We start from the raw sequence: 20,352 nt of genomic DNA, 5'->3' as shown, positions 1-20,352 counted from the left end.
AGAGCGGATCCAGCCACAGCGCGCCCCTCTCGCTGTAGCTCGCGTTGAAGCGTGGCTACAGCGGCCTCCCGGAGCCTCTGTGTCGTCCACTCCACATCATGCTCAGGAAAGGTCGTCATGAACAGCTCCGGTTCTCCCAGAGCGGTCCGGTTCGCCGCCGCGCTCATGGCCCTCGTGACCCTCGTCGCAGGCTTGCTCACGTTCGGCACGCGGAACGAGGCGAGTGCCGCGTCCACAGTGGGCGGCGTGATCACGCGCGCCGAGATCATCGCCCGCGCCAAGTACTGGTACGACCGGGGAGACACCTGGTACAGCCAGGACCAGGCGGACGCGATCTCCGACGGCACCGGCGGCAAGTACCGGCCCGACTGCTCCGGCCTCGTCGCGATGGCCTGGCACCTGCCCAAGAAATCCGACGGCTGGGACCTCAACACCGGCGACTTCGAGTCCTACTCGCACAAGTCCTGGCTGCCGAGCCTGCACGATCTGCTGCCCGGTGACGCACTGCTCAAGAACGGTCACATCGAGCTGTTCGAGAAGTGGGTCGACCCCAAGGACCACTCGGCGGGCGCCTGGGTCTACTCCGAGAACGACTACGGCCAGAAGACCAACCACAACACCAACTCCTGGTCGGAGATGACCACCTACCGCGGTATCCGCTACGACAAGGTCATCGAGAAGTCCCTCGACGGCGGGGACTTCGACGGCAACGGCGTCGGGGACATCTACGCGACCGGAACCGGCACCTTGACGATCTGGAACGGCAAGGGCAGCAACAACTTCGGCACCGCAGACCCCGTGGGCGGCGGCTGGGAAGGCTTCACCCGTCCCGCCGCCGGCGACTTCAACAAGGACGGTAAAACCGACCTCGCCGCGGTGAAGAACGGCACCCTCTACGTCTGGAACGGCAAGGGCGGCAACAAATTCGGCACCGCGGACGCAGTCGGCAGCGGCTGGGAACCCTTCAGCGCCCCCGTCGCCGGAGACTTCGACAACGACGGCATCAGCGACCTCTCCGCGGTCAAGGACGGGACCCTGTACATCTGGAACGGCAAGGGCAACAACCACTTCACCCCCGCCGACACCATCGGCGGCGGCTGGGAACCCTTCACCGCGCCCATCGCGGGCGACTTCGATGACGATGGCAAGAGCGACCTCGCCGCCGTCAAGGACGGCACCCTCCACATCTGGAACGGCAAGGGCGGCAACAAATTCGGCCCCGTCGACGCTCTCGGTGGTGGCTGGGGCGACTACCAAGCGACCCTGATGTCCCTCGGCGACGTCAACAAGGACGGCCACAGCGACATCGGCGCCATCAACAAGACCAGCGGCACCCTCTACCTGTGGAACGGCAAGGGCGGCAACAAATTCGGCCCCGCCGACGCCCTGGGTGGCGGCTGGCTCCCCCACTTCTGACCGCTTCCGTCCCCACCCCACGACCTTGGAGGGTCGACCAGTGTCGAAGAACTTCACCCGCCGTGTGACCACGGCAGCCCTGACCGTCTTCGCGATCACCGCCCTGTCCCCCGTCGCGCACGCCGAAGAAGAACCGGCCGGCTTGGTGACCGCCGCCTACGCGACGGCCCCGTGCGACCGCTCGGGCACGACCAGCGGCGACGCCGCCCTGGCCACGCAGCTGAACGGCACCCTGACCGCGAAGATGCGGGGATACCTGACCGCGTACCGGATGTCGTGCGCCCGCATGGTCGTCGACGCCGTCCGCGATCGCGGGCTGAGCCAGAGAGCCGCGGCCATCGCCATCGCGACGGTGATCGTCGAGACGAGTCTCCAGAACATCAGCGAGGAGGTCGACCACGACAGCCTCGGCCTGTTCCAGCAACGCGCGTCCTGGGGCACCGCGACGAACCGGCTCAACCCCGTCTGGGCCACCAACGCCTTCCTCGACAAGATGGTGCGGGTGTACCCGAACGGGTCCTGGAGCTCGGCGCCGATCGGCGAGGTGTGCCAGGCGGTGCAGGTCTCGGCCTATCCGGACCGCTACCAGACCGAGGCCGGTGACGCGCAGAAGATCGTCAGCGCGCTGTGGCAGCGGTCGACCGCGGACGGTGGGGACTTCGACGGCAACGGCGTCGGCGACATCTACGCCACCGGAACCGGCACCTTGACGATCTGGAACGGCAAGGGCAGCAACAACTTCGGCACCGCAGACCCCGTCGGTGGTGGCTGGGAAGGCTTCACCCGGCCCGCCGCCGGTGATTTCAACAAGGACGGTAAGACCGACCTCGCCGCGGTGAAGAACGGCACCCTCTACGTCTGGAACGGCAAGGGCGGCAACAAGTTCGGCGCCGCGGACGCAGTCGGCAGCGGCTGGGAACCGTTCAGCGCACCGGTGGCCGGGGATTTCGACATCGACGGCGTCAGCGACCTCTCCGCGGTCAAGGACGGGACCCTGTACATCTGGAACGGCAAGGGCAACAACCACTTCACCCCAGCCGACTCGGTCGGTGGCGGCTGGGAACCCTTCACCGCGCCGGTGGCGGGTGACTTCGACAACGACGGCAAGACCGATCTTGCGGCGGTGCGGGACGGCAACACGCTCTACATCTGGAATGGCAAGGGCAGCAACAAGTTCGGTGCCGCCGACGCCATCGGAAGTGGTTGGGGCGACTACCACGCCACGCTGATGTCCCTCGGCGACGTCAACAAGGACGGCCACAGCGACATCGGCGCCATCAACAAGACCACCGGCACCCTCTACCTGTGGAACGGCAAGGGCGGCAACAAGTTCGGTCCTGCCGACGCTCTCGGTGGCGGGTGGCTCCCGCACTTCTGAAACGGTCAGCGGAGGAACGGTTGGTACCGCCGCTGCCGGCGCAGCGACTCGATCTGCCGCGTGGTGTCGAGCGAGACACTGACCAGGAAGACGAGCACCACCTGCAGGGTCACCCCGGCGACGAACAGCGTCGCCGGGGTGACGCGCAGCAGGGCCAACCCGGCGACCGGGAGCAGCGCGACCACTCCCAAGCTGAACGCTCCGAAGGCGATGATCCGGCGGTTCACGTAGTCGAGGTATTCGGCGGTCCAATTCCCCGGCCGGATCCCGGGGACGAAACCGCCTACCCGCACCAGCTCGCCCGCCACCTTGTCCATGTCCTGCGCCACGGCCGCCCTGACGAAGGCGAAGAGGCAGACGAGGACGAAGTAGACCGCGATCCACCAGGGATCTCCCAGGCCGAAGGGAAGCACCCAGAGCAGGGCCGCGGCGAGCACGGCCGGGCTGTTCGCTTGGGGGAAGCGAAGGGGAATGTAGGACGGAGTGCCGCCGAAAGCGCGTCTGCCGATCATCCGCTTGGCGTACTGCACCGGGACGCGGCGCTGCCCCTGCGCGACGACGATCGTGATCACGGTGATCGACAGTGTCACCACGGCCATCACCACGACGGCGGCCCAGCCCGTCCTTTCGTACAGGCGCAGGAACTCCGGCGGCAGCACCGCCAGGACCTGCGCGAGCAACAGGATCCGGACGCCGTGACCGAAACCCCGGTCGGTGATCAGCTCGGTCAGCCGAAGGACCACCGCGGTACCCGCGGTCAGGCACGCCACCGTCACGGCTCCGTCCAGAACGTCCTGGGCGCCGGACACGACCAAGCCGACGGCGCCCAGCAGGCCGAGCACGACGACGAGCCGTCGCCGGTACCGCGTCAGCACCCGGGCTCCGGCCTCACCTTCCGCCCGGAGCGCCGCCAGCCGCGGGATCAGGACGATCAGCGCTCGCAGGACGAACGGGGCGACCAGGCAGGGAAGGACACCGAACCCGAACACCGTGGCCAGGCGACCGCCGGTGAGGAGGTCGAGGATCCAGCGCCACGAATGATCGCTCAGCGGCGGGCGGACCGACTGGGGCGTGGGCAGGCTCTGGCCCAGCCGGAACAGCACGATCACGCCCAGCGTGACCAAGATCCGGCGGCTCAGGGAGTTTCGTTCGTTCATCGTGGCTCACGTTAGGAACCACCGATGAAATTACGATGACACCGTTCGTCAGAGCAGCGGCGCCCTCGACAGGGCCTCCCGGAGCTTGCCGAGCACCTCGTCGGGTGTGCCCTCCGCGGTGCAGCCGGCCGCCTGGCGATGTCCTCCACCACCCAGTTCCCCGGCCGCGGCCGACACGTCGACGCCGCCCGCCGAACGGAGCGAAACCGTCCATCGCCGCTGTGGCCCGATCGGCTCGGCCTCCTTGAGCACCACCGCGACCCCGGCCTCGCGAGTGGACCGGACGACGTCGACGACGGCTTCGACCTCTTCGGCACGGACGGACCGCGCGACGTCGAGCGTCACGACCGCGTGCGCGAGGCCGAAGCCGCGAGCCTCGTCAGGCTCCAGCCGGGCACCCGCGAGGACCTCCGAAAGCATCGGCAGCCACGCGAACGGGTGGTCGTCGACGATCTCGCGGACCACCTTGTCCGGGTCGACACCGGCTTCGAGCAGCTTCGCGGCCATCAGATGCGTGGACGGCCGGGCCCGGCGGAACCCGCTCGTGTCCGTGACCAGCCCCGCGTACAGGCAGCGCGCGATCGGCTCGTCGATCTCGGTGCCGAGCTCCTCCAGCAACGCGAAGACGAGGACCGCGGTGGCTTCGGCGGTGTCGTCGACGACGTGGTGTGTGCCGTAGAAGACGTTGGACGCGTGGTGGTCGATCACCAGGACGTCGCCGCCCGCCGCGCGGACGGCGTCCACCCGCGGCGCGAGTTTCCCGAGCCTGCCCGGCGTGGGCGTGTCGAGCGCGACCAGCAGCCGTTCACTCTCCGGCAGCTCGCTCGCCGGGACGTAGAGCCCGCCGACGTCCAGGCTCCGCAGGGTTTCGGGCATCTCCTCGGGTTCGCCGACGGAGACGCGGACCTTGACGCCGCGCAGCTGAAGCGCCCGGCCCAGCGCCAGCGCGCTGCCGAGCGCGTCGGCGTCCGGGCGGACGTGGCCGAGCAGGGTCACGTCGGTGGCGCGCGCCAGGAGGGCGGCGGCTTCCTTCAGGTTCGGCACTGGAGTGGCTGTCACAATCAGTCAAGCTACGCTCTACCGGATGTCCGAGTACGCGATCCTGGTCTACCCGTCCGCCAACCGGGTCTACACCGACTCCACTCCGGCCCTCCTGCGCGCGGAGCTGGCGGTGTTCGGTCTGTCCGCTCTTGCGACCGAGATCTCCGAAATCGGCGAGACGGAACTCGGCGGCGTCGGCTACCTCACCTTCACGACACCCGCCCCGCTGACCGAACGCGATCTCGCGCTGCTGTCGAATCTTTCGGCGCTGTACGCGCTGTTCGAACTCGGCGACGGCGTGCTGAAGCCCGTGACGATCAGCCCGCTCGCGAACTTCGACTCGGATCTGCTGACCATCCAGAAGTACCCGGGCAAGACGAACGAGCTGTTCACCAAACTCCTCGTCAACGTCACCCTGCTGTCGAGGGCGGAGCCTGCCGCGATGCTGGACGGGCCGCTGCACCTGCTCGACCCGCTCTGCGGCCGCGGCACCACGCTGAACCAGGCGATGATGTACGGCTTCGACGCCACCGGCCTCGACGTGGACGGCAAGGATTTCGATTCCTACGAGATGTTCGTCAAGACCTGGCTGAAGCAGAAGCGGATCAAGCACAGCGCCGAATCCGGTCAGGTGCGCCGCAACAAGGTCCGGCTCGGCAGGCGGCTCGACATCGGGTTCGGGATCACCAAGGAGCGGTACAAGGCGGGCGAGGTGCGCCGGCTGAGCTACCTCAACTGCGACACGCTCACCACCGACGAACTGCTGCGGCCGAACTCGGTGGACCTCATCGTCACCGATGCCCCGTACGGCGTGCAGCACGGCAGCCACCGCACCCAGGACGCGTCGCTCGCGCGCAGCCCGCGCGATCTGCTCGCGGCCGCGGTCCCGGTGTGGACGCGGGTGCTGCGCCCGGGCGGCGCGCTCGGCATCTCGTGGAACACCAATGTCGCGCCGCGCGAGGAACTCGCCGCGATCCTGGACAAGGCGGGCCTGGAGGTCCGGGAGGACGGCCCGTACGCCGGCTTCGCCCACCGGGTGGACCAGGCGATCGTGCGAGACCTGATCGTCGCCTCCAAACCCCTCTAGCCCCCTCCCGCGTTTCGTCCTCTGAATGCGGTAGTTGGCATCGCGCACTACCGCATTCAGAGGACGAAACGCGGGGTCAGGCGATGCGGTCCCCCACGAACTTCAGCACGTCGGGCATGATCTCGCGCCAATAGTCGTCGTTGTGCGCGCCCGGGGTCATCTTCGCGACGGCGGGGTCCAGTGCCTTGATGAGTTTGCGGTCGGCGCGGGCGAAGGGATCCGAATTCCCGCACCACACGCCCGTCGCCTCGGCGGAAAGGTCGCCGGTGTGCAGCAGCGGCTCATGCGATTCCCACTGCGCGCGATCCTCGAAGACCTTGCGGGACTTGGCATCGGGCCAGCTGACGAACAGCGCCGCGCTGGCGACGGCGACGGCCTTGAGGTTCTTGTGGTCGCGGGCGTAGCGCAGTGCGCCGAATCCGCCCATCGAGATCCCGAACATCGCCGACGGCGGCCGCAGCTGGCGCTGGGCGAGCCAGCCGGGCAGCTCGTCGGACAGCATCCGCTGCGGGTCGTCGTCCTTGCCGACGTCCACCCAGTAGTTGTCCCCGTCGACGGCGGCCACCGCGAAACCGGGCATCCCGGACGCGACGGCCCGGTTCAGCGCGTCCTGCACGCCCAGGTTCAGGAACGTCCGGGCGTCCGCGCCGCGCCCGTGCAGGGCGACGCAGACCGGCATCCCGACCCGGGACACGCCGTCCGGCGCGATGATGACGAGGTTGACGTCGCGGTTGCGCGCCGCCGACCGCATCTTCTGCACCGTGACCGCTTCAGTGAGCGGGGTCGGGGTGGACGGCGGGGCCACCGGCGGTGGCCCCACCAGGGGTGGTTTCTCGGCGCCGCAAGCGGAAAGCAGCGCCGAGCCGCCGAGAGCCGCGGCTCCCAGCAGGAGACCACGCCGGCTCACGGCGTGGTCCGGTCCCTCAGCGACGGGTCTCCTCGTCGGCGAACTCATCGTCTTCGGCCTCTTCCCGCGGCGGCTTGTACGGGTCGGCTTCGCCGGCGTGCTGCGCCCCAGTGGCCCGCCGGGCGACCTCGGCATCCGCTTCCCGCGCCTTCGCGAGAAGGTCTTCGATGCGCTTGGCGTCCTCAGGAATACTGTCGGCCACGAAGGCCAGCGTCGGAGTGTAGCGGACTCCGGTGCCCTGACCGACCTTCGTGCGCAGGACGCCGCGGGCGGATTCGAGCGCCGCGGCGGCACCGGCGTGGTCGGGCGTGGACTCCAGGTTTTCGCCGAGCACCGTGTAGTAGACCGTGGCGTCGTGCAGATCCGCCGTGATCTTCGTGTCGGTGATCGTCACGTGGTTGAGCCGCGGATCCTTGATGTCGTGCTCGATCGCGTGCGCGACGATCTGTGAGATCCGCTTGGCGAGCTTACGAGCCCGAGCGGGGTCGGCCATGGGATTTCGTCTCCTCGAAAGATCTTCTTTAGTCATCCGGGCCGAGCAGCCGGCGATGGCTGGAGAGCAGTTCGAACTCCGGCCTCCCGGCCACGAGGCGCTCACACGAGTCGAGCACGTCACGAACGTGCTCGCCACTCGCCGCGACCACGGCCACACCGATCAGCGCGCGCCGGTGCAGGTCTTGATGGCCCGCTTCGGCGACGGAGACGTCGAAACGCCTGCGCACCTCGGCCAGCACCGGTTTGATCACGGATCGCTTCTGCTTGAGCGAATGGACGTCGCCCAGCAGGATGTCGAGCTCAAGAGCTCCTACGAACATGTGGGGTTCTGGGTTGATTCGAAGTGAAGCGGCGCTCCCCCGCCCAGATGCGGAGGAGCGCCGCCCGTGTCACTTACGCACGCGGCTTTTCGCGCTGCTCGTAGGTCTCGATGATGTCGCCGACCTTGAGGTCGCTGTACGACCCCAGCGTCAGACCACACTCGTACCCGTCGCGAACCTCGACCACGTCGTCCTTGAACCGCCGCAGCGAGCTGATCGGCAGGTTCTCGGCGATGACGGTCGCGTCGCGGAGCAGACGGGCCCGCGCGTTGCGGCGGATCTCGCCCGAGACGACGAGACAACCGGCGATGGTGCCGATCTTCGACGACTTGAAGACGTCGCGGATCTCCGCCTTGCCGAGCTCGACCTCTTCGTACTCCGGCTTGAGCATGCCCTTCAGAGCCTGCTCGATCTCCTCGATCGCCTGGTAGATGACCGTGTAGTACCGGACGTCGACGCCTTCGCGGGTGGCCCGCTCGGTCGCCTTGCCCTGCGCACGGACGTTGAAGCCCAGGACGATCGCGTCGGACGCGGTCGCCAGGTCGATGTCGGACTCGGTGACGCCACCGACACCGCGGTGCACGACGTTGAGTTCGACGTCGTCGCCGACCTCGAGCTGCACCAGCGAGGCTTCGAGCGCCTCGACGGTACCGGAGTTGTCACCCTTGATGATCAGGTTGAGGCTGTTCGTCTCCTTCAAGGCGGAGTCGAGGTCCTCGAGGCTGACCCGCTTGCGACGCGACGCGTTGAGGGCGTTGCGCGTCCGGGCGGAGCGGCGCTCGGCGATCTGCCGGGCGACGCGGTCCTCGTCGACCACCAGGAAGGTGTCGCCCGCACCCGGCACCGAGGTGAACCCGATGACCTGGACGGGACGCGACGGATACGCCTCGGTCACGTCGACGTTGTGCTCGTCGACCATCCGGCGGACGCGGCCGTAGGCGTCACCCGCCACGACCGAGTCACCGACGCGCAGCGTGCCTCGCTGGACCAGCACCGTGGCCACCGGACCGCGACCGCGGTCGAGGTGGGCCTCGATCGCGACACCCTGGGCCTCCATGTCCGGGTTGGCCCGGAGGTCCAGCGCGGCGTCGGCGGTCAGCAGGATCGCCTCGAGCAGGCCGTCGATGTTGATGTTCTGCCGCGCGGAGATCTCGACGAACATCGTGTCGCCGCCGTACTCCTCGGCGACCAGGCCGTACTCGGTCAGCTGCTGCCGGATCTTGTCCGGGTTCGCGCCTTCCTTGTCGATCTTGTTGATCGCGACCACGATCGGCGCCTTGGCGGCCTGCGCGTGGTTGATCGCCTCGACCGTCTGCGGCATCACACCGTCGTCGGCCGCCACCACGATCACCGCGATGTCGGTCGAGTTGGCACCACGGGCACGCATGGCGGTGAACGCCTCGTGACCCGGGGTGTCGATGAAGGTGATCAGACGCGGGGTGCCTTCGAGCTCGGTCTCGATCTGGTAGGCGCCGATGTGCTGGGTGATGCCACCGGCTTCACCTTCGCGCACCTTCGTCTTGCGGATCGTGTCGAGCAGGCGGGTCTTACCGTGGTCGACGTGACCCATGATGGTCACGACCGGCGGACGGACCTGCAGATCCTCTTCCTCACCCGCGTCTTCGCCGTAGGTGATGTCGAAGGTCTCGAGCAGCTCCCGGTCCTCTTCCTCGGGACTGACGACCTGAACGTTGTAGTTCATTTCGCCGCCGAGCAGTTCCAGGATGTCGTCGGACACCGACTGCGTCGCGGTGACCATCTCGCCGAGGTGGAAGAGCACCTGCACCAGCGAAGCCGGGTTGGCGTCGATCTTCTCGGCGAAGTCGGTCAGCGAGGCACCACGCGGCAGGCGGATCGTCTCGCCCTGCCCCTTGGGCAGACGGACACCACCGACGCTGGGCGCCTGCATGTTGTCCATGTACTCCTGGCGCTTCTGCCGCTTCGACTTGCGGCCCTTGCGCGAGGGACCACCGGGACGCCCGAAGGCACCCGCGGTACCGCCACGGCCACCGGGGCCGCCACGACCGCCGCCGCCACCGCGGAAGCCGCCGCCACCGGCCGGGGCGCCGCCCCCACCGGGACCGCCGCCACCGGGACGGAAACCGCCGCCACCGCCACCGGGACGGAAACCGCCACCGCCGCCGCCACCGGGACCGCCGCGGAAACCTCCGCCGCCGCCACCGGGACCGCCACGAGCGCCGCCACCGGGGCCACCACGGGCTCCGCCGCCGGGCCCACCACGGCCGCCACCGGGACCACCGGCCGGACGGGCCGGGCGGCCCGGCATCATGCCGGGGTTCGGGCGCGGGGGCATGTTGCCCGGGCTCGGCCGGTTACCGCCGGGCGCGCCGCCACCGGGGCGGGGAGCCGGACGGTCGCCGCCCTGGCCGCCACCGGGACGCGGCGGACGGCTGTCGCCGCCCTGCTGGCCGCCACCGGGACGGGGGCCGGACGGACGCGGGGCCGGGGAACCGGAACCCACACCGAACGGGTTGTTGCCGACGCGCGGGGTGCGCGGGCCGGGCTTCGGGCCGCCGGGCTTCGGGCCCTGCGGCTTGGGCGGCACGACCGAACCCTGCGACGGCGTCTGGGACGCGGGCGGGGTGGCCGGTGCCGCCGGGGTCTCCTTCTTCGGCTCGGCCGGAGCGGCCTTCGCCGCCGGAGCGACCTCTTCCTTCGGCGCCGGCGGCCGGGGGCCGGGGCGCGGACCCGGGCGGGCACCCGGGGTGGCGGGACGGGACGGCTGCTGGGCCGGAGCCGGAGCCGACGGGGCTTGGGCGGACGCCGCGGGGGCGGCCGGAGCCTCGGTCTTCGCCGCGGGCGCGGGCGCAGCGGGCTTCGCGGCCGGAGCCGGGGCAGCGGGCTTCGCCGGCGGGCGCGGGCCGGGAGTCGGGACGGGCTTCTTGCTCTGGCCGTCCTTGGACGAATAAGCGTCACGAAGACGCCGGGCCACGGGTGCCTCGACGGTCGACGACGCGGACTTCACGAACTCGCCCTGGTCCTTCAACTTGGCGAGAACTTCCTTGCTGGTGATGCCGAGCTCTTTCGCGAGCTCATGTACTCGGGCCTTGCCTGGCACAGCTCTCCTCATCTGGGGAGGCCGGCGGCAGACCCGCAGACCTCGTCCTATTGTCGCGCGTTCATTGATTCAGCTTCACGGCTGACTCATGACGGGTCGACCTGCTTCCTGATTCCATCCGGCACCGGGGATGTCCCGGCGCCCTTTAGCCTTCGGCGTGCCGCTCCAGGCGTTCGTGGACACCCTGGGCGTCGAGCGACCCCGGAACACGAAGTGCTCGGGGGAACGCCCTGCGCCGCTCGGCCTTGGCCAGACAGTCCGGCACGGGATGCAACCAGGCACCCCGGCCCGGCAGCCGCCGACGTTCGTCGACGACCAACCGACCGTCCGCCGCGACCACTCGCAGCAACTCGCCGATCAAGGCCCGCTTACGGCAACCCACACAGGTGCGAACCGGGGTTTCCCGGTCATGCTGGAGGTCGGTTCCCGGCCGCGGGCTCTGAACCACTCGTAAGTCTAGCGCTTCGACCTTCACTCAGCCGAACCGGTTGCCGCGGCGGGCCGCGCCTGCCCGGCGTGTGCTTCGTCACCCTGCTCAGGGGCGGCGTCGCTGCGGATGTCGATCCGCCAGCCGGTGAGCCGGGCGGCGAGGCGGGCGTTCTGCCCCTCCTTGCCGATCGCGAGCGAAAGCTGGAAGTCCGGCACGACGACGCGAGCGGTCTTGGCCCGCTCGTCGACGACCTTCACCGATACAACCTTCGCGGGCGACAGCGCATTCCCGACGAACTTCGCCGGGTCTTCGGAGTAGTCGATGATGTCGATCTTCTCGCCCGCCAGCTCGCTCATCACGTTGCGCACCCGCGCACCGACCGGGCCGATGCAGGCGCCCTTGGCGTTGACGCCGGGCACCGTCGAGCGGACCGCGATCTTGGTCCGGTGTCCCGGTTCCCGCGCGACGGCGGCGATCTCGACCGTGCCGTCGGCGATCTCGGGGACCTCGAGGGCGAACAGCTTGTGCACCAGCTTCGGGTGCGAACGCGACAGCGTGACCTGCGGGCCGCGGTTGCCGCGCGAGACGGTGACGACGTAGGCCTTGATCCGGTCGCCGTGCTCGTAGGTCTCGCCGGGCACCTGCTCGATCGCGGGCAGCACGCCCTCGATGTCGCCGACCTGGATGACGACCATGCCGCGGGCGTTGGCGCGGGCGTCGCGCTGCACCACGCCGGCGACGAGCTCGTTCTCCTTGGCGGAGAACTCGCCGAAGGTCTTCTCGTGCTCGGCGTCGCGAAGACGCTGCAGGATGACCTGCCGCGCGGTGGTCGCGGCGATCCGCCCGAAACCTTCGGGGGTGTCGTCCCATTCCTCGTCGGTCTGGCCGTCCGGGGTGAGGGTGTGCGCGAGGACGCGCACCAGCCCGCTCTTGCGATCGATGTCGATCCTGGCGTGCGGCTGGTGGCCCTCGGTGTGCTTGTACGCGGTGAGCAGCGCGGTTTCGATCGCTTCGATCACCGTCTCGAAGGGGATGTCCTTGTCCCGTTCGATCGCGCGCAGCGCGGCGATGTCGACGTTCACTTCGGCTCCTCCTTCGGCTCCGTGGTGGCGGCGTTCAGGGCCGACGCATCGGTTTCCAACAGTTTCAGGTCCTCGGCAGGTGGTTGCTTGAACTCGATCTCGATGACCGCCTTGGTCACCGAGGCGTAAGAGACGTCCCGGATCTCGCCGTCCACGAGCACGCGCGCGGACTTCTCCCCCGCGTGCCCGACCCGGCCGATGAACGCCGCGCCTTCGGCCGGGGTGACCTTGACGAGACGGAACTTCGCTCGCCGCCAGTGCCGCTGCACGGTCAGCGGCCGGTCCAGGCCCGGCGAGGTGACTTCGAGCGTGTACGCGCTCGCGATCACGTGCTCGTTCTCGTCGAGCGCGGCGGAGACCGCGCGGCTGACGCCCGCCACCTCGTCCAGCCCGACGCCGTCGTCCCCGTCGACGACGACCTTGACCAGCTGACGGCGGCCTGCCTGCTGGACCTCGAAGGAGTCGAGGTCGAAACCCGCGGCCTTGACGGCTTCGGCCACGATGGGCTCCAGCCTGCTGGCGAGGTCGTTGGGCACGGTGGAGCGCTCCTGTTCGGCTGTGGGCGACCCGGCGGCGTGGATCCGGGTTCGGTAGTGGACCAGCTTATCCGGTCACCCCCGCGTGACGCGCGAGCGGCGGCCCCGCACGGGGTACTGGCAGGATGGGGCGGCGTGACCGGAAGATCGACAGAGCCGAGCCGTCGCACTTTCCTGCGGATGGGGGCGATGGCCGTGCTGGCCGTGCCGCTGGCGTCCGCCTGCTCCCCCGGCTTCGACGAAAGCCCCGACCCGCTGGGCCCGTTGCTGCGCGCGGCGGAGACCGACGCGGCCGGCGCGAAGGCGCTGGGCGCCGAGGGCGAAGCGGTCGCCACCGCGCGGGCCGCGCACGCGGCGGCGCTCAAGACCGAGGTGGACCGGCTCAACCGGCCGAAGCCGGAGCAACCGGGTCCGGCGGCGATACCACCGCCGTCGTCGCTGGACGGGCTCAAGGAACGGCTCGCCGTGGCCCGTAAACAGGCCGAAGGTCTCGTGCCCACCCTGCCGCGCTACCGCGCCGGGATGGTCGCCTCGATCGCGGCGGGCTGCGCGGCGCTGCAGCAGAGTTCGGAGAAGCTCGGCCGCGGCGACGACGCCGGAGCCGTCGAGGTGCCCGCCGGGGTCCGGCTCGGCGGCGAGGCGGCGGAGGCCGTCCAGCAGGCGCTGGCCGCCGAACACGCGGCGATCTGGGTGTACGGGCTGGTCAGCGCGTACCTGCCCGCGGCGTTCAGCGGCGCGGTGTCGCGGGGTACGGCCGAGCACGTCAAACGCCGTGACGTCTGCGAACGCATGCTTACCGCGGCGGGACAGGCGCCCGCCGGGCCGGAGGCCGCGTACGTGCCGCCGAGGCCGGTGACCGAGGCGAACTCGGCGATGGAACTGGTGGCGACCGCCGAAGCGGACGCGTCCGCGGCCTGGCTCGGCGTGGTCGACCGCACCGACGACGCCGCTTTGCGGACGACTGCGCTGAACGCGCTGATCGGGTCGGCGCGGCGGGGTACGGCGTGGCGGGCGGAGTTCGGCGCGAAACCGGTGGCGATCGCGATGCCGGGCCAGTCGGCCTGACCTCATGTCATGAAAGGGCCGTTCAGGACATCTTTTGTCCTGAACGGCCCTTTCATGACACTTCGGAGGCGGGTCCGGTCAGCGGCGCAGGTCGCCCGAAAGCCGCAGGGCGTCGGTCGCGATCTTCTCCAGCACCGGCTTGTCCTTCTGTTTGTCGTAGAAGCCGGCCAGCACGATGGCCACCTCGGGCCCGGTGACGTGGGAGTCGTAGGCCGCGTCCTGCCCCGAGATCTTCGGCGCGCCCTGCGCCTTGAAGGTCCCGTCGCGCACCAGGTCGGACACGTTGCCCGTGCCGTCCTTGTCGGTCAGCGCCTTGAGCTGGGTCGCGGTGACCTCGCCGGGCATGGTGACCAGGACGACCGACACGAGCGCCTTCTTCCCGCCGGTCTCGGTCGTGTACAGCGCCCGCGACAGGCGCGTGCACGGCGTGTCGGTGAAGAACTTCTTGGTGTCGCCGTAGGCCTTGCTCGCGCAGTCGGTGGTGACCTGCGGGCCTTCGACCAGCGTGTACTGGAACTGGCCGGTCTTCGCCGGCGGGTCCGCGACCGGCGTCGGCTCCGGCTCGTGCCGGATCAGCCACCAGAGCAGGGCCGAGACGACCGCGATGGCGACCAGCCCGCCGCCTTTGAGCGCCAGGGCCTTGGTGTCCCTAGGCGGCTTCGGCGCGGACGGCGGTCCGCCCGGCCCTGCCGGTCGCACCGGCTGAAGCCGGGTCGTTTCCGTCGGTCCCGGGGTAAATTGCGCACCAACCACGGGAACATACGGTAGTTCACGCGCTCCCGGCGGTTCACCTGAACGTGCTTATCACTCGTTCCACGTCGTCAGCCGTGTTGTAGAGGTGGAAGCCGAAGCGCTGCCTTCCGGCCCGGGTACCGGCCACGATGCCCGCTTCCGCCACCCGGCGGGCGTCGGCGTCGAGCGAGACGATCGCACTCCCCTGAACGGGTGAGCCGATCGCTTCGAGGAGTGAGTCGGCGAGGCCCACGCAGTGCGCGCGGACGGCTTCGAGGTCCAACGACGCGAGGTAGTCGAGAGAGGCGGCGGCGCCGACGAACGCGAGCCAGGCCGGGGACAGGTCGAGCGACCGGGCGCCCTCCGCCAGACGCAGCGGAAGCCCGTAGACCGTCTGCCAACGGTCTTCGCCCGCGTACCAGTTCGCGGCGACCGGCACGGCCCGCTCCAGCACCCGCGGATGCGCGGCCAGCCAGGCCGCCCCGCGCGGCGCGAGCAGCCATTTGTAGCCCGCGGCGACCACCCAGTCGGCCCAGCCGAGGTCCAGCGGCCGCCATCCGGCGGCCTGGGTGGCGTCGAGCAGGACCGCCGCGCCCGCCGCCTCGGCCGCGGCCCGGAGCGCGGCGAGGTCGACTTGGGCGCCGTCCGCCGACTGGACGACGCTGACCGCGACAAGGTCGTGCCCTTCGACGCGCTCGGTCAGCTCGGCCAGCGGGACTTCGGTGACCTTCACGCCGCGGTGCGCCTGGGCCGCGAAAGGGAAGGTGACGCTCGTGAAGTCGTTCGCGGCGACCAGGACACTGGCGCCGTCGGGCAGTCCGGCGGCCACGTTCGCGATCAGCTGCGACACGGACGCCCCGACCGCGACCCGCTCGGCGGGGACGCCGATCAGCGCGCCGAAGCCCGCCCGGGTCCGCGCGACGGGCTCGTCGAAGTCGGCAGGCCGGGCCTCGCCGCGCCGCCACCGTTCGACCGCCTCCGCCACCGCGTCGGCCACGTGCGACGGCGGGATGCCGATGCTGGGCGTGTTCAGATAGCCGGGCGGGACGGCGAATTCGGCTCCGAAGGTCTGCATGTCCCCGAGGTTAATGAGAATCCGGGAGTAGAGCCGCGACGTCGGCGTAGGACGGCGGGATCAGCGGGAGTTCGCCGCCGTCGCGCACCGCCTCCACCGTGCGCAGCGTGGCGGCCAGCGCCATCCGGTACGGCAGCGACCCGAGGCTGATCCGGGCGACGCCGAGCCCGGCGAGCCCCGCGACGGTGACCTTGCCGGGCAGGAAAAGCAGGTTCACCGGCACCCCGACGGCCTTCACCAGCCGCTCGACGTCCTCGGCTTCGGCGAGCCCTGGCACGAACACGCCGTCCGCTCCTGCGTCCACATAGGACAGAGAACGGTCGATCGCGGCGCCGATGTCGGGCTCTCCCAGCCAATGCGTATCCGTGCGGGCGTTGACGAACAGACCGGGAGCGCGGTCCTTCGCGGCCGCGATCTTGGCCGCGTGCCGCACCGGGTCGCCGAGGGCGTCTTCGAGGTTGACGCCCGCGACACCGGCTTCGGCGAGCTCCACCGCCAGCGCGCCGACCTCGCCCGGGTCTTCGCTGAACCCGTCGGCGAGGTCGACGCTGATCAGCGCGTCCAGCCCGGCGAGCCGTCGCGCCAGCCGGACGGTGGCGTCCTTCGAGGACGGGGCACCGTCCGGCTCGCCCTCGGCGGCCGAGACCCCGAGGCTGGTCGTGCCGAGCGCCGGGAAGCCTTGCGCGGTCAGGAAGGCGGCGGTGCCGAACTCCCAGACGTTCGGCAGGAGCAGCGGGGAACCGGGGACGTGGAGTGCGGCGAAGGCGGTCATGGCACGACGGTAGCCAGCGGACGCTTCGGTGACGGCCGAAGCGTCGGTCCCGGTGGTCGTGAGTGGCAAGGGCGGTTCTCTTGAGGGCAGGCCGAAGGTGTCGTGCGCAGACACGGCACCGCCGGCCACCTCCGTGGCGGCTCAGGCCGCTGACTGTGTGGATTTTGGGGCGTTGGATGACCCGAAATCCACACAGTCCCCTGTCATCGAGCCCGCAGGTCCGTGAAGACCGGCCGGTATTGATTGTCTACGTCTGACCTGTGTGTGGGCGGGATTCGCCCCGTTCCAGACCGGGTCGAGTGTTGTCTATGAAGGATTGGGGACGTTCACTGTCCCAAATCCCTCATCAACGGATCCAAACGTGGAGGAACCGAGACGTTCCGCGCCCCGAAACACCACTCACGACCCGCTGGACCGAAGCGTCAAGCCCGTTCCAGGAAGGGCGTCAGCAGCTCCGGCACCGACTCCTCCGCGAACAGCAGCCCCTGCTCCTCCCCCGCGTCGTACACCGAGTACGCCCCGGCACCGGCGGCCGTGGTCGCCACGACGGTCAGCAAACCCTTGCGCCGCTGGAAGATCGACTGCTTCACCGTCCAGCCGATCACGCCGTCGCGCTCCAGCGCGAAGGTGCTCCGCCGCACGGTGCCGTGCCGTCCGACCAGGTACCGCCCGGTGATCCCGTGCCCGAGGTTGCGGTAGGCGTCCAGCGCCAGCAGCACCGACGCGGGCAGCAGCACCACGCCGAGCGCGGCACCGATCACCAGCAGGACGTCGGTCAGCAGGAAGCCGAGGATCGCGAAGATCGCCAGCAGGACCACCACCGAGCCGATCCACCAGCGCAGCAGCCGTCCCCGCGCGGCGCGCGGGTGCCCGGTGAGCCGGACGGCTTCGGTCGGCGAGACCGGTTCGCGCAGCACCGCCGCGGCGATCCGGTTGGCCGTCGCGACCGGCGCGGCGGGCAGAAGCGTGTGGTAGTCGGTCTTGTCCTTGTCGTCGCTTTGGCGCATGCCGGTGGCGATCGCGTCGACGCGCGCCGCGCCGGAGATCCGGTTCCCGAGCGGCTCCACGAGGTCGATGCCGCGCATCCGGCGTTCCTCGATCGAGATCGAGCGCGTGGTGAACAGGCCCCGGCGCACCCGCAGCGTGCCACCGGCCTCCCGGTCGAGCCGGTAGTTCCACCACATCTCGACCCACAGGCCCAGCGCGCCGACCAGGCCGACGAGCATCGCGATCGCCAGCAGGATCAGGATCGCCACCACCAGCGGGATACCGCGGAACAGGCCGATCACCCAGTCGATCAGGCCCTTCTGCAGACCCGCCCATTCGGAGACCTGCATGAGCCCGCCGCCCGCGGCGAGCCCCAGCGCCGGGGTGAGGAACGACATCGGCGCGTAGCGGATCCAGCTCCGGTCGAGTTCGGCCAGCGGCGCGTCCTCGTCGGTCTCCACGGTTTCCGCGCGGCGCAACAGTTCCGCGCGCAGCCGCTCGGCTTCGGCGCGCGAGACGGGGTTCAGCTTGATCCGGCCCTGCCCGCCCGACTCGTGCGAGCCGGTGCCGATGGTCACCACCGCCACGCCGAACAGCCGGTGCAGCGGGTTCGCCGTCAGGTCGACGTTACGGATCCGCTCGCGCTGCAGGGATTTCCGCGAGCGGAAGACCAGGGTGAACGCCGTCTCCAGACGGTCCGGCGTGAGCCGGTAGCGAACCCCCTTCCAGTAGAAGAGGTCCGCCAGCACTCCGCCGGCGACGAGGACCAGCCCGCCCGCCACGACCCAGGCGAGCGCGACCCAGAATCCCGCGCCGCCGCCGACGATCGCGGCCGTGGTCGGGATCGCGGCACCGACGGCCGCGCCGGTCATCATCACCGCGGTGACGGCGAGTGTCCGCTTGTCGAGCGTGTTCCAGCCCTCGAATTCGCCCGAGGTCATGTCGCGTCCCCCGGCGTCGCCTGCGTCGTTTCGGTGAGCTGCTCCGCCAGGCTCGCGGCCAGTTCGTGGTCGAGGCCGCGGATCTTGACCGCGCCCCGCGCCGACGCCGTGGTGACCGTAACGGTCGCGAGCTTGAACAGCTGCTGCAGTGGCCCGCGCAGGGTGTCCACGGTCTGGATCCGCGACATCGGCGCGACCCGCCACTCCTGCCAGAAGAACCCGGAGCGCGCGTACACCGCCGTCTCCGTGACCTCCCAGCGATGCACCTTGAACCACCACAGCGGCATCGCGATCACCCACGCGAGGCCCAGTACCGCGAACACCACCGCCGGCGTCAGCAGCCAGAACCGCGCGGGTGTGATGAGCAGCCCGAGCACCACCAGCACCAGCACCGGCGCGCCCCAGAAAAGCGTTCCCTGCAGCCGCCACCAGCCCACGACGCGCTGATCCAGCACGTTCCGCGGCGGCCGCAGCCGCACCTTCCCCCGTTCGGCTTCCACCGAGTTCACCCCCGAGCTCGTTTACAATGCGATCGCATCGTAATAACCTGGGACAGTAGTGGCAATGCGATCGCATTGCAAACGGCGGAACGGATGGTGAAGGTGCCGAAACAGGTGGATCACGCCGCGCGCCGCGCGGAGATCGCCGAGGCGCTGACGCGGCTGACGGCCACGCGGGGCCTCGAAGGAGTCAGCCTCCGGCACGTCGCCGCCGAAGCGGGCATGTCGATGGGCTTGGTGCAGCACTATTTCAAGACCAAGGACGAGATGCTGCTGTTCGCCGTCGAACGCCGCTCGCAGGTCTACGAGGAGCGCATCAAGGCCCAGCTGGAGGCCGGTGAACTGCCGTCGACACCGCAGGCCATCATCCGCGCGATCATGGTCGAGATCCTGCCGCTCGACGAGCGCCGCCGCGGCGACTGGCTGATGGGTGTCGCGTTCTTCATCCGCGCGATCTCCGACCCCTCCTTCACGGCCGCGTTCACCGACGGCGTCCCGCAGTTGTTCGAGCTGCTCGCCCTCCTGATCCGCCAGGGCCAGGACGCGGGCACTGTCGACAAGTCGGCCGATCCGATGCACGAGTCCGCGATCCTGTGGGCCCTCGCCGATTCCCAGGGCACCAACATCGTGATGAAGCACCGCACACCGGAAGAGGCGTTGTCCACAGTGGACTACTACCTCGACCGGCTGTTCGGTTCAGCTCCCGCCGGATGAGGACGCGGCCGACGCCCGCACCGCCCGTAGCTCCCGGAACAGCTTCCGCAACGCGGGGACCACGTCCCCGCCACGCTCGCCCAGTTCTTCGATCCGGTCCCGGTACCGACGCCTGTCCCGGCCCGAAACGACACCGCGGAGCTCCACCGCGGCCACCAGCGCGGTGAGCGCGGCGTCCACGGTGTCCACATCGGACGCCGTCGCCGGGCCGCGCAACGCCTGATCGACCGAGGCCCGCAACCTTTCCACGACGGCCGGATCCCGCACGACCGGACGGCGCGACGGGAACAACCCCAGGATCCGGGCGGTCTTCAAGTCGATCACACCCGCCGTGTCCAGCTGGGACTCCAGCGCCTCCAAGGTGCCACGCGCGTCCTTGCGCACCCACCCTTTCCACTTGCGCGGGCTCTCCCGGCCGATTTCGGCCAAGAGCTCGTCGAGGACGAGGTCCCCGGTCGGCCCGGCGCCCGTCACCGCGACCCGGCCGTCCGCGTCGGTGACGCGGCCGCGCAGCACGAGGTCGGTGAGCGCGGCGCCGCGGATCAGCAGGCCCGCGCGCGCCCGGTCGCGCAGCTTGGCCGCGCCGACGTCGCACGCGAGCAGATAGGCCTTGGCGGGCAACGAAAGTTCGGTCATCG

Annotated in this window: 20 protein-coding genes; 5 read left to right on the top strand and 15 right to left on the bottom strand. The window is 70.0% G+C overall.

The genetic code is table 11. The features are described from left to right. Window positions 1-117: 117 nt before the first annotated feature. A complete protein-coding gene (locus tag ED92_RS26605) occupies window positions 118-1,416 on the top strand; it encodes a VCBS repeat-containing protein (RefSeq protein ID WP_037343066.1) in 1,299 nt (432 codons plus the stop codon). 64 nt (window positions 1,417-1,480) lie between these two features. Further along, on the top strand, window positions 1,481-2,794 hold the full coding sequence (locus ED92_RS41455; RefSeq protein ID WP_152611017.1) for a VCBS repeat-containing protein: 1,314 nt from the start codon (window positions 1,481-1,483) through the stop codon (window positions 2,792-2,794). A gap of 5 nt (window positions 2,795-2,799) precedes the next feature. Here ED92_RS41455 and ED92_RS26595 read toward each other — a convergent pair whose 3' ends face one another. Further along, a complete protein-coding gene (locus ED92_RS26595) occupies window positions 2,800-3,951 on the bottom strand; it encodes a preprotein translocase subunit SecY (RefSeq protein WP_037343063.1) in 1,152 nt (383 codons plus the stop codon). Between the two features lie 48 nt (window positions 3,952-3,999). Continuing rightward, window positions 4,000-4,995: a bifunctional oligoribonuclease/PAP phosphatase NrnA gene (locus ED92_RS26590; RefSeq protein ID WP_081975924.1), complete on the bottom strand. Its 996-nt coding sequence runs from the start codon at window positions 4,993-4,995 to the stop codon at window positions 4,000-4,002. 40 nt (window positions 4,996-5,035) lie between these two features. Between ED92_RS26590 and ED92_RS26585 the strand changes: the two genes are divergently transcribed. Next, window positions 5,036-6,079 (top strand): TRM11 family methyltransferase, encoded by a 1,044-nt coding sequence (locus ED92_RS26585; protein WP_037343060.1) that lies wholly within the window; start codon window positions 5,036-5,038, stop codon window positions 6,077-6,079. Window positions 6,080-6,155: 76 nt separating this feature from the next. On the opposite strand, the gene ED92_RS26580 is transcribed toward ED92_RS26585, so the two are convergent. The 7 genes from ED92_RS26580 to rimP all read right to left on the bottom strand — a co-directional run bounded on the left by ED92_RS26580 (window position 6,156) and on the right by rimP (window position 12,928). After that, the gene (locus ED92_RS26580; protein WP_037343057.1) at window positions 6,156-6,986 is read right to left on the bottom strand and encodes an alpha/beta hydrolase family protein; all 831 of its coding nucleotides are present in this window, start codon (window positions 6,984-6,986) and stop codon (window positions 6,156-6,158) included. Window positions 6,987-7,002: 16 nt separating this feature from the next. Next, the gene (gene rbfA / locus ED92_RS26575) at window positions 7,003-7,479 is read right to left on the bottom strand and encodes a 30S ribosome-binding factor RbfA (RefSeq protein WP_007029396.1); all 477 of its coding nucleotides are present in this window, start codon (window positions 7,477-7,479) and stop codon (window positions 7,003-7,005) included. 28 nt (window positions 7,480-7,507) lie between these two features. Continuing rightward, a complete protein-coding gene (locus ED92_RS26570; RefSeq protein ID WP_016332602.1) occupies window positions 7,508-7,801 on the bottom strand; it encodes a DUF503 domain-containing protein in 294 nt (97 codons plus the stop codon). 73 nt (window positions 7,802-7,874) lie between these two features. Beyond that, complete coding sequence (gene infB, locus ED92_RS26565; protein ID WP_037343054.1) at window positions 7,875-10,880, bottom strand: translation initiation factor IF-2; 3,006 nt, start codon at window positions 10,878-10,880, stop codon at window positions 7,875-7,877. 145 nt (window positions 10,881-11,025) lie between these two features. Next, complete coding sequence (locus ED92_RS26560; RefSeq protein ID WP_052120881.1) at window positions 11,026-11,328, bottom strand: YlxR family protein; 303 nt, start codon at window positions 11,326-11,328, stop codon at window positions 11,026-11,028. Between the two features lie 23 nt (window positions 11,329-11,351). Next, on the bottom strand, window positions 11,352-12,392 hold the full coding sequence (gene nusA, locus ED92_RS26555) for a transcription termination factor NusA (protein WP_037343050.1): 1,041 nt from the start codon (window positions 12,390-12,392) through the stop codon (window positions 11,352-11,354). Further along, the gene (gene rimP, locus ED92_RS26550) at window positions 12,389-12,928 is read right to left on the bottom strand and encodes a ribosome maturation factor RimP (RefSeq protein WP_037343048.1); all 540 of its coding nucleotides are present in this window, start codon (window positions 12,926-12,928) and stop codon (window positions 12,389-12,391) included. The genes nusA and rimP overlap by 4 nt, the downstream gene beginning before the upstream one ends. A 135-nt stretch (window positions 12,929-13,063) precedes the next feature. Between rimP and ED92_RS26545 the strand changes: the two genes are divergently transcribed. Continuing rightward, on the top strand, window positions 13,064-13,993 hold the full coding sequence (locus tag ED92_RS26545; RefSeq protein WP_037343046.1) for a ferritin-like domain-containing protein: 930 nt from the start codon (window positions 13,064-13,066) through the stop codon (window positions 13,991-13,993). Window positions 13,994-14,071: 78 nt separating this feature from the next. Here ED92_RS26545 and ED92_RS26540 read toward each other — a convergent pair whose 3' ends face one another. The 5 genes from ED92_RS26540 to ED92_RS26520 all read right to left on the bottom strand — a co-directional run bounded on the left by ED92_RS26540 (window position 14,072) and on the right by ED92_RS26520 (window position 19,009). Next, a complete protein-coding gene (locus ED92_RS26540) occupies window positions 14,072-14,692 on the bottom strand; it encodes a hypothetical protein (protein ID WP_037343044.1) in 621 nt (206 codons plus the stop codon). A gap of 88 nt (window positions 14,693-14,780) precedes the next feature. Beyond that, window positions 14,781-15,800, bottom strand: a complete 1,020-nt coding sequence (locus tag ED92_RS26535; RefSeq protein WP_037343043.1) for an aminotransferase class V-fold PLP-dependent enzyme — start codon at window positions 15,798-15,800, stop codon at window positions 14,781-14,783. 10 nt (window positions 15,801-15,810) lie between these two features. Further along, window positions 15,811-16,572, bottom strand: a complete 762-nt coding sequence (locus tag ED92_RS26530) for an isocitrate lyase/phosphoenolpyruvate mutase family protein (RefSeq protein WP_037343468.1) — start codon at window positions 16,570-16,572, stop codon at window positions 15,811-15,813. 422 nt (window positions 16,573-16,994) lie between these two features. After that, window positions 16,995-18,500: a PH domain-containing protein gene (locus ED92_RS26525; protein WP_037343042.1), complete on the bottom strand. Its 1,506-nt coding sequence runs from the start codon at window positions 18,498-18,500 to the stop codon at window positions 16,995-16,997. Next, window positions 18,497-19,009 carry a PH domain-containing protein gene (locus tag ED92_RS26520; RefSeq protein WP_052120879.1) on the bottom strand — a complete coding sequence of 171 codons (513 nt, stop codon included), beginning with the start codon at window positions 19,007-19,009 and terminating at the stop codon, window positions 18,497-18,499. The genes ED92_RS26525 and ED92_RS26520 overlap by 4 nt, the downstream gene beginning before the upstream one ends. 84 nt (window positions 19,010-19,093) lie before the next feature. Here ED92_RS26520 and ED92_RS26515 point away from each other — a divergent pair, with 84 nt between their 5' ends. Beyond that, window positions 19,094-19,714: a TetR/AcrR family transcriptional regulator gene (locus ED92_RS26515; protein WP_037343040.1), complete on the top strand. Its 621-nt coding sequence runs from the start codon at window positions 19,094-19,096 to the stop codon at window positions 19,712-19,714. Here the strand turns inward: ED92_RS26515 and ED92_RS26510 are convergent. Further along, the gene (locus ED92_RS26510; protein ID WP_037343038.1) at window positions 19,697-20,350 is read right to left on the bottom strand and encodes a GPP34 family phosphoprotein; all 654 of its coding nucleotides are present in this window, start codon (window positions 20,348-20,350) and stop codon (window positions 19,697-19,699) included. The two genes, ED92_RS26515 and ED92_RS26510, sit on opposite strands and share 18 nt — an antisense overlap. Between the last annotated feature and the right edge of the window lie 2 nt (window positions 20,351-20,352).

It is taken from the genome of Amycolatopsis sp. MJM2582 (assembly GCF_000754115.1).
GTDB lineage: Bacteria > Actinomycetota > Actinomycetes > Mycobacteriales > Pseudonocardiaceae > Amycolatopsis > Amycolatopsis japonica.
The sequence above is the reverse complement of the archived record's forward strand: the minus strand, read 5'-3'. Positions and strand labels throughout refer to the sequence as shown.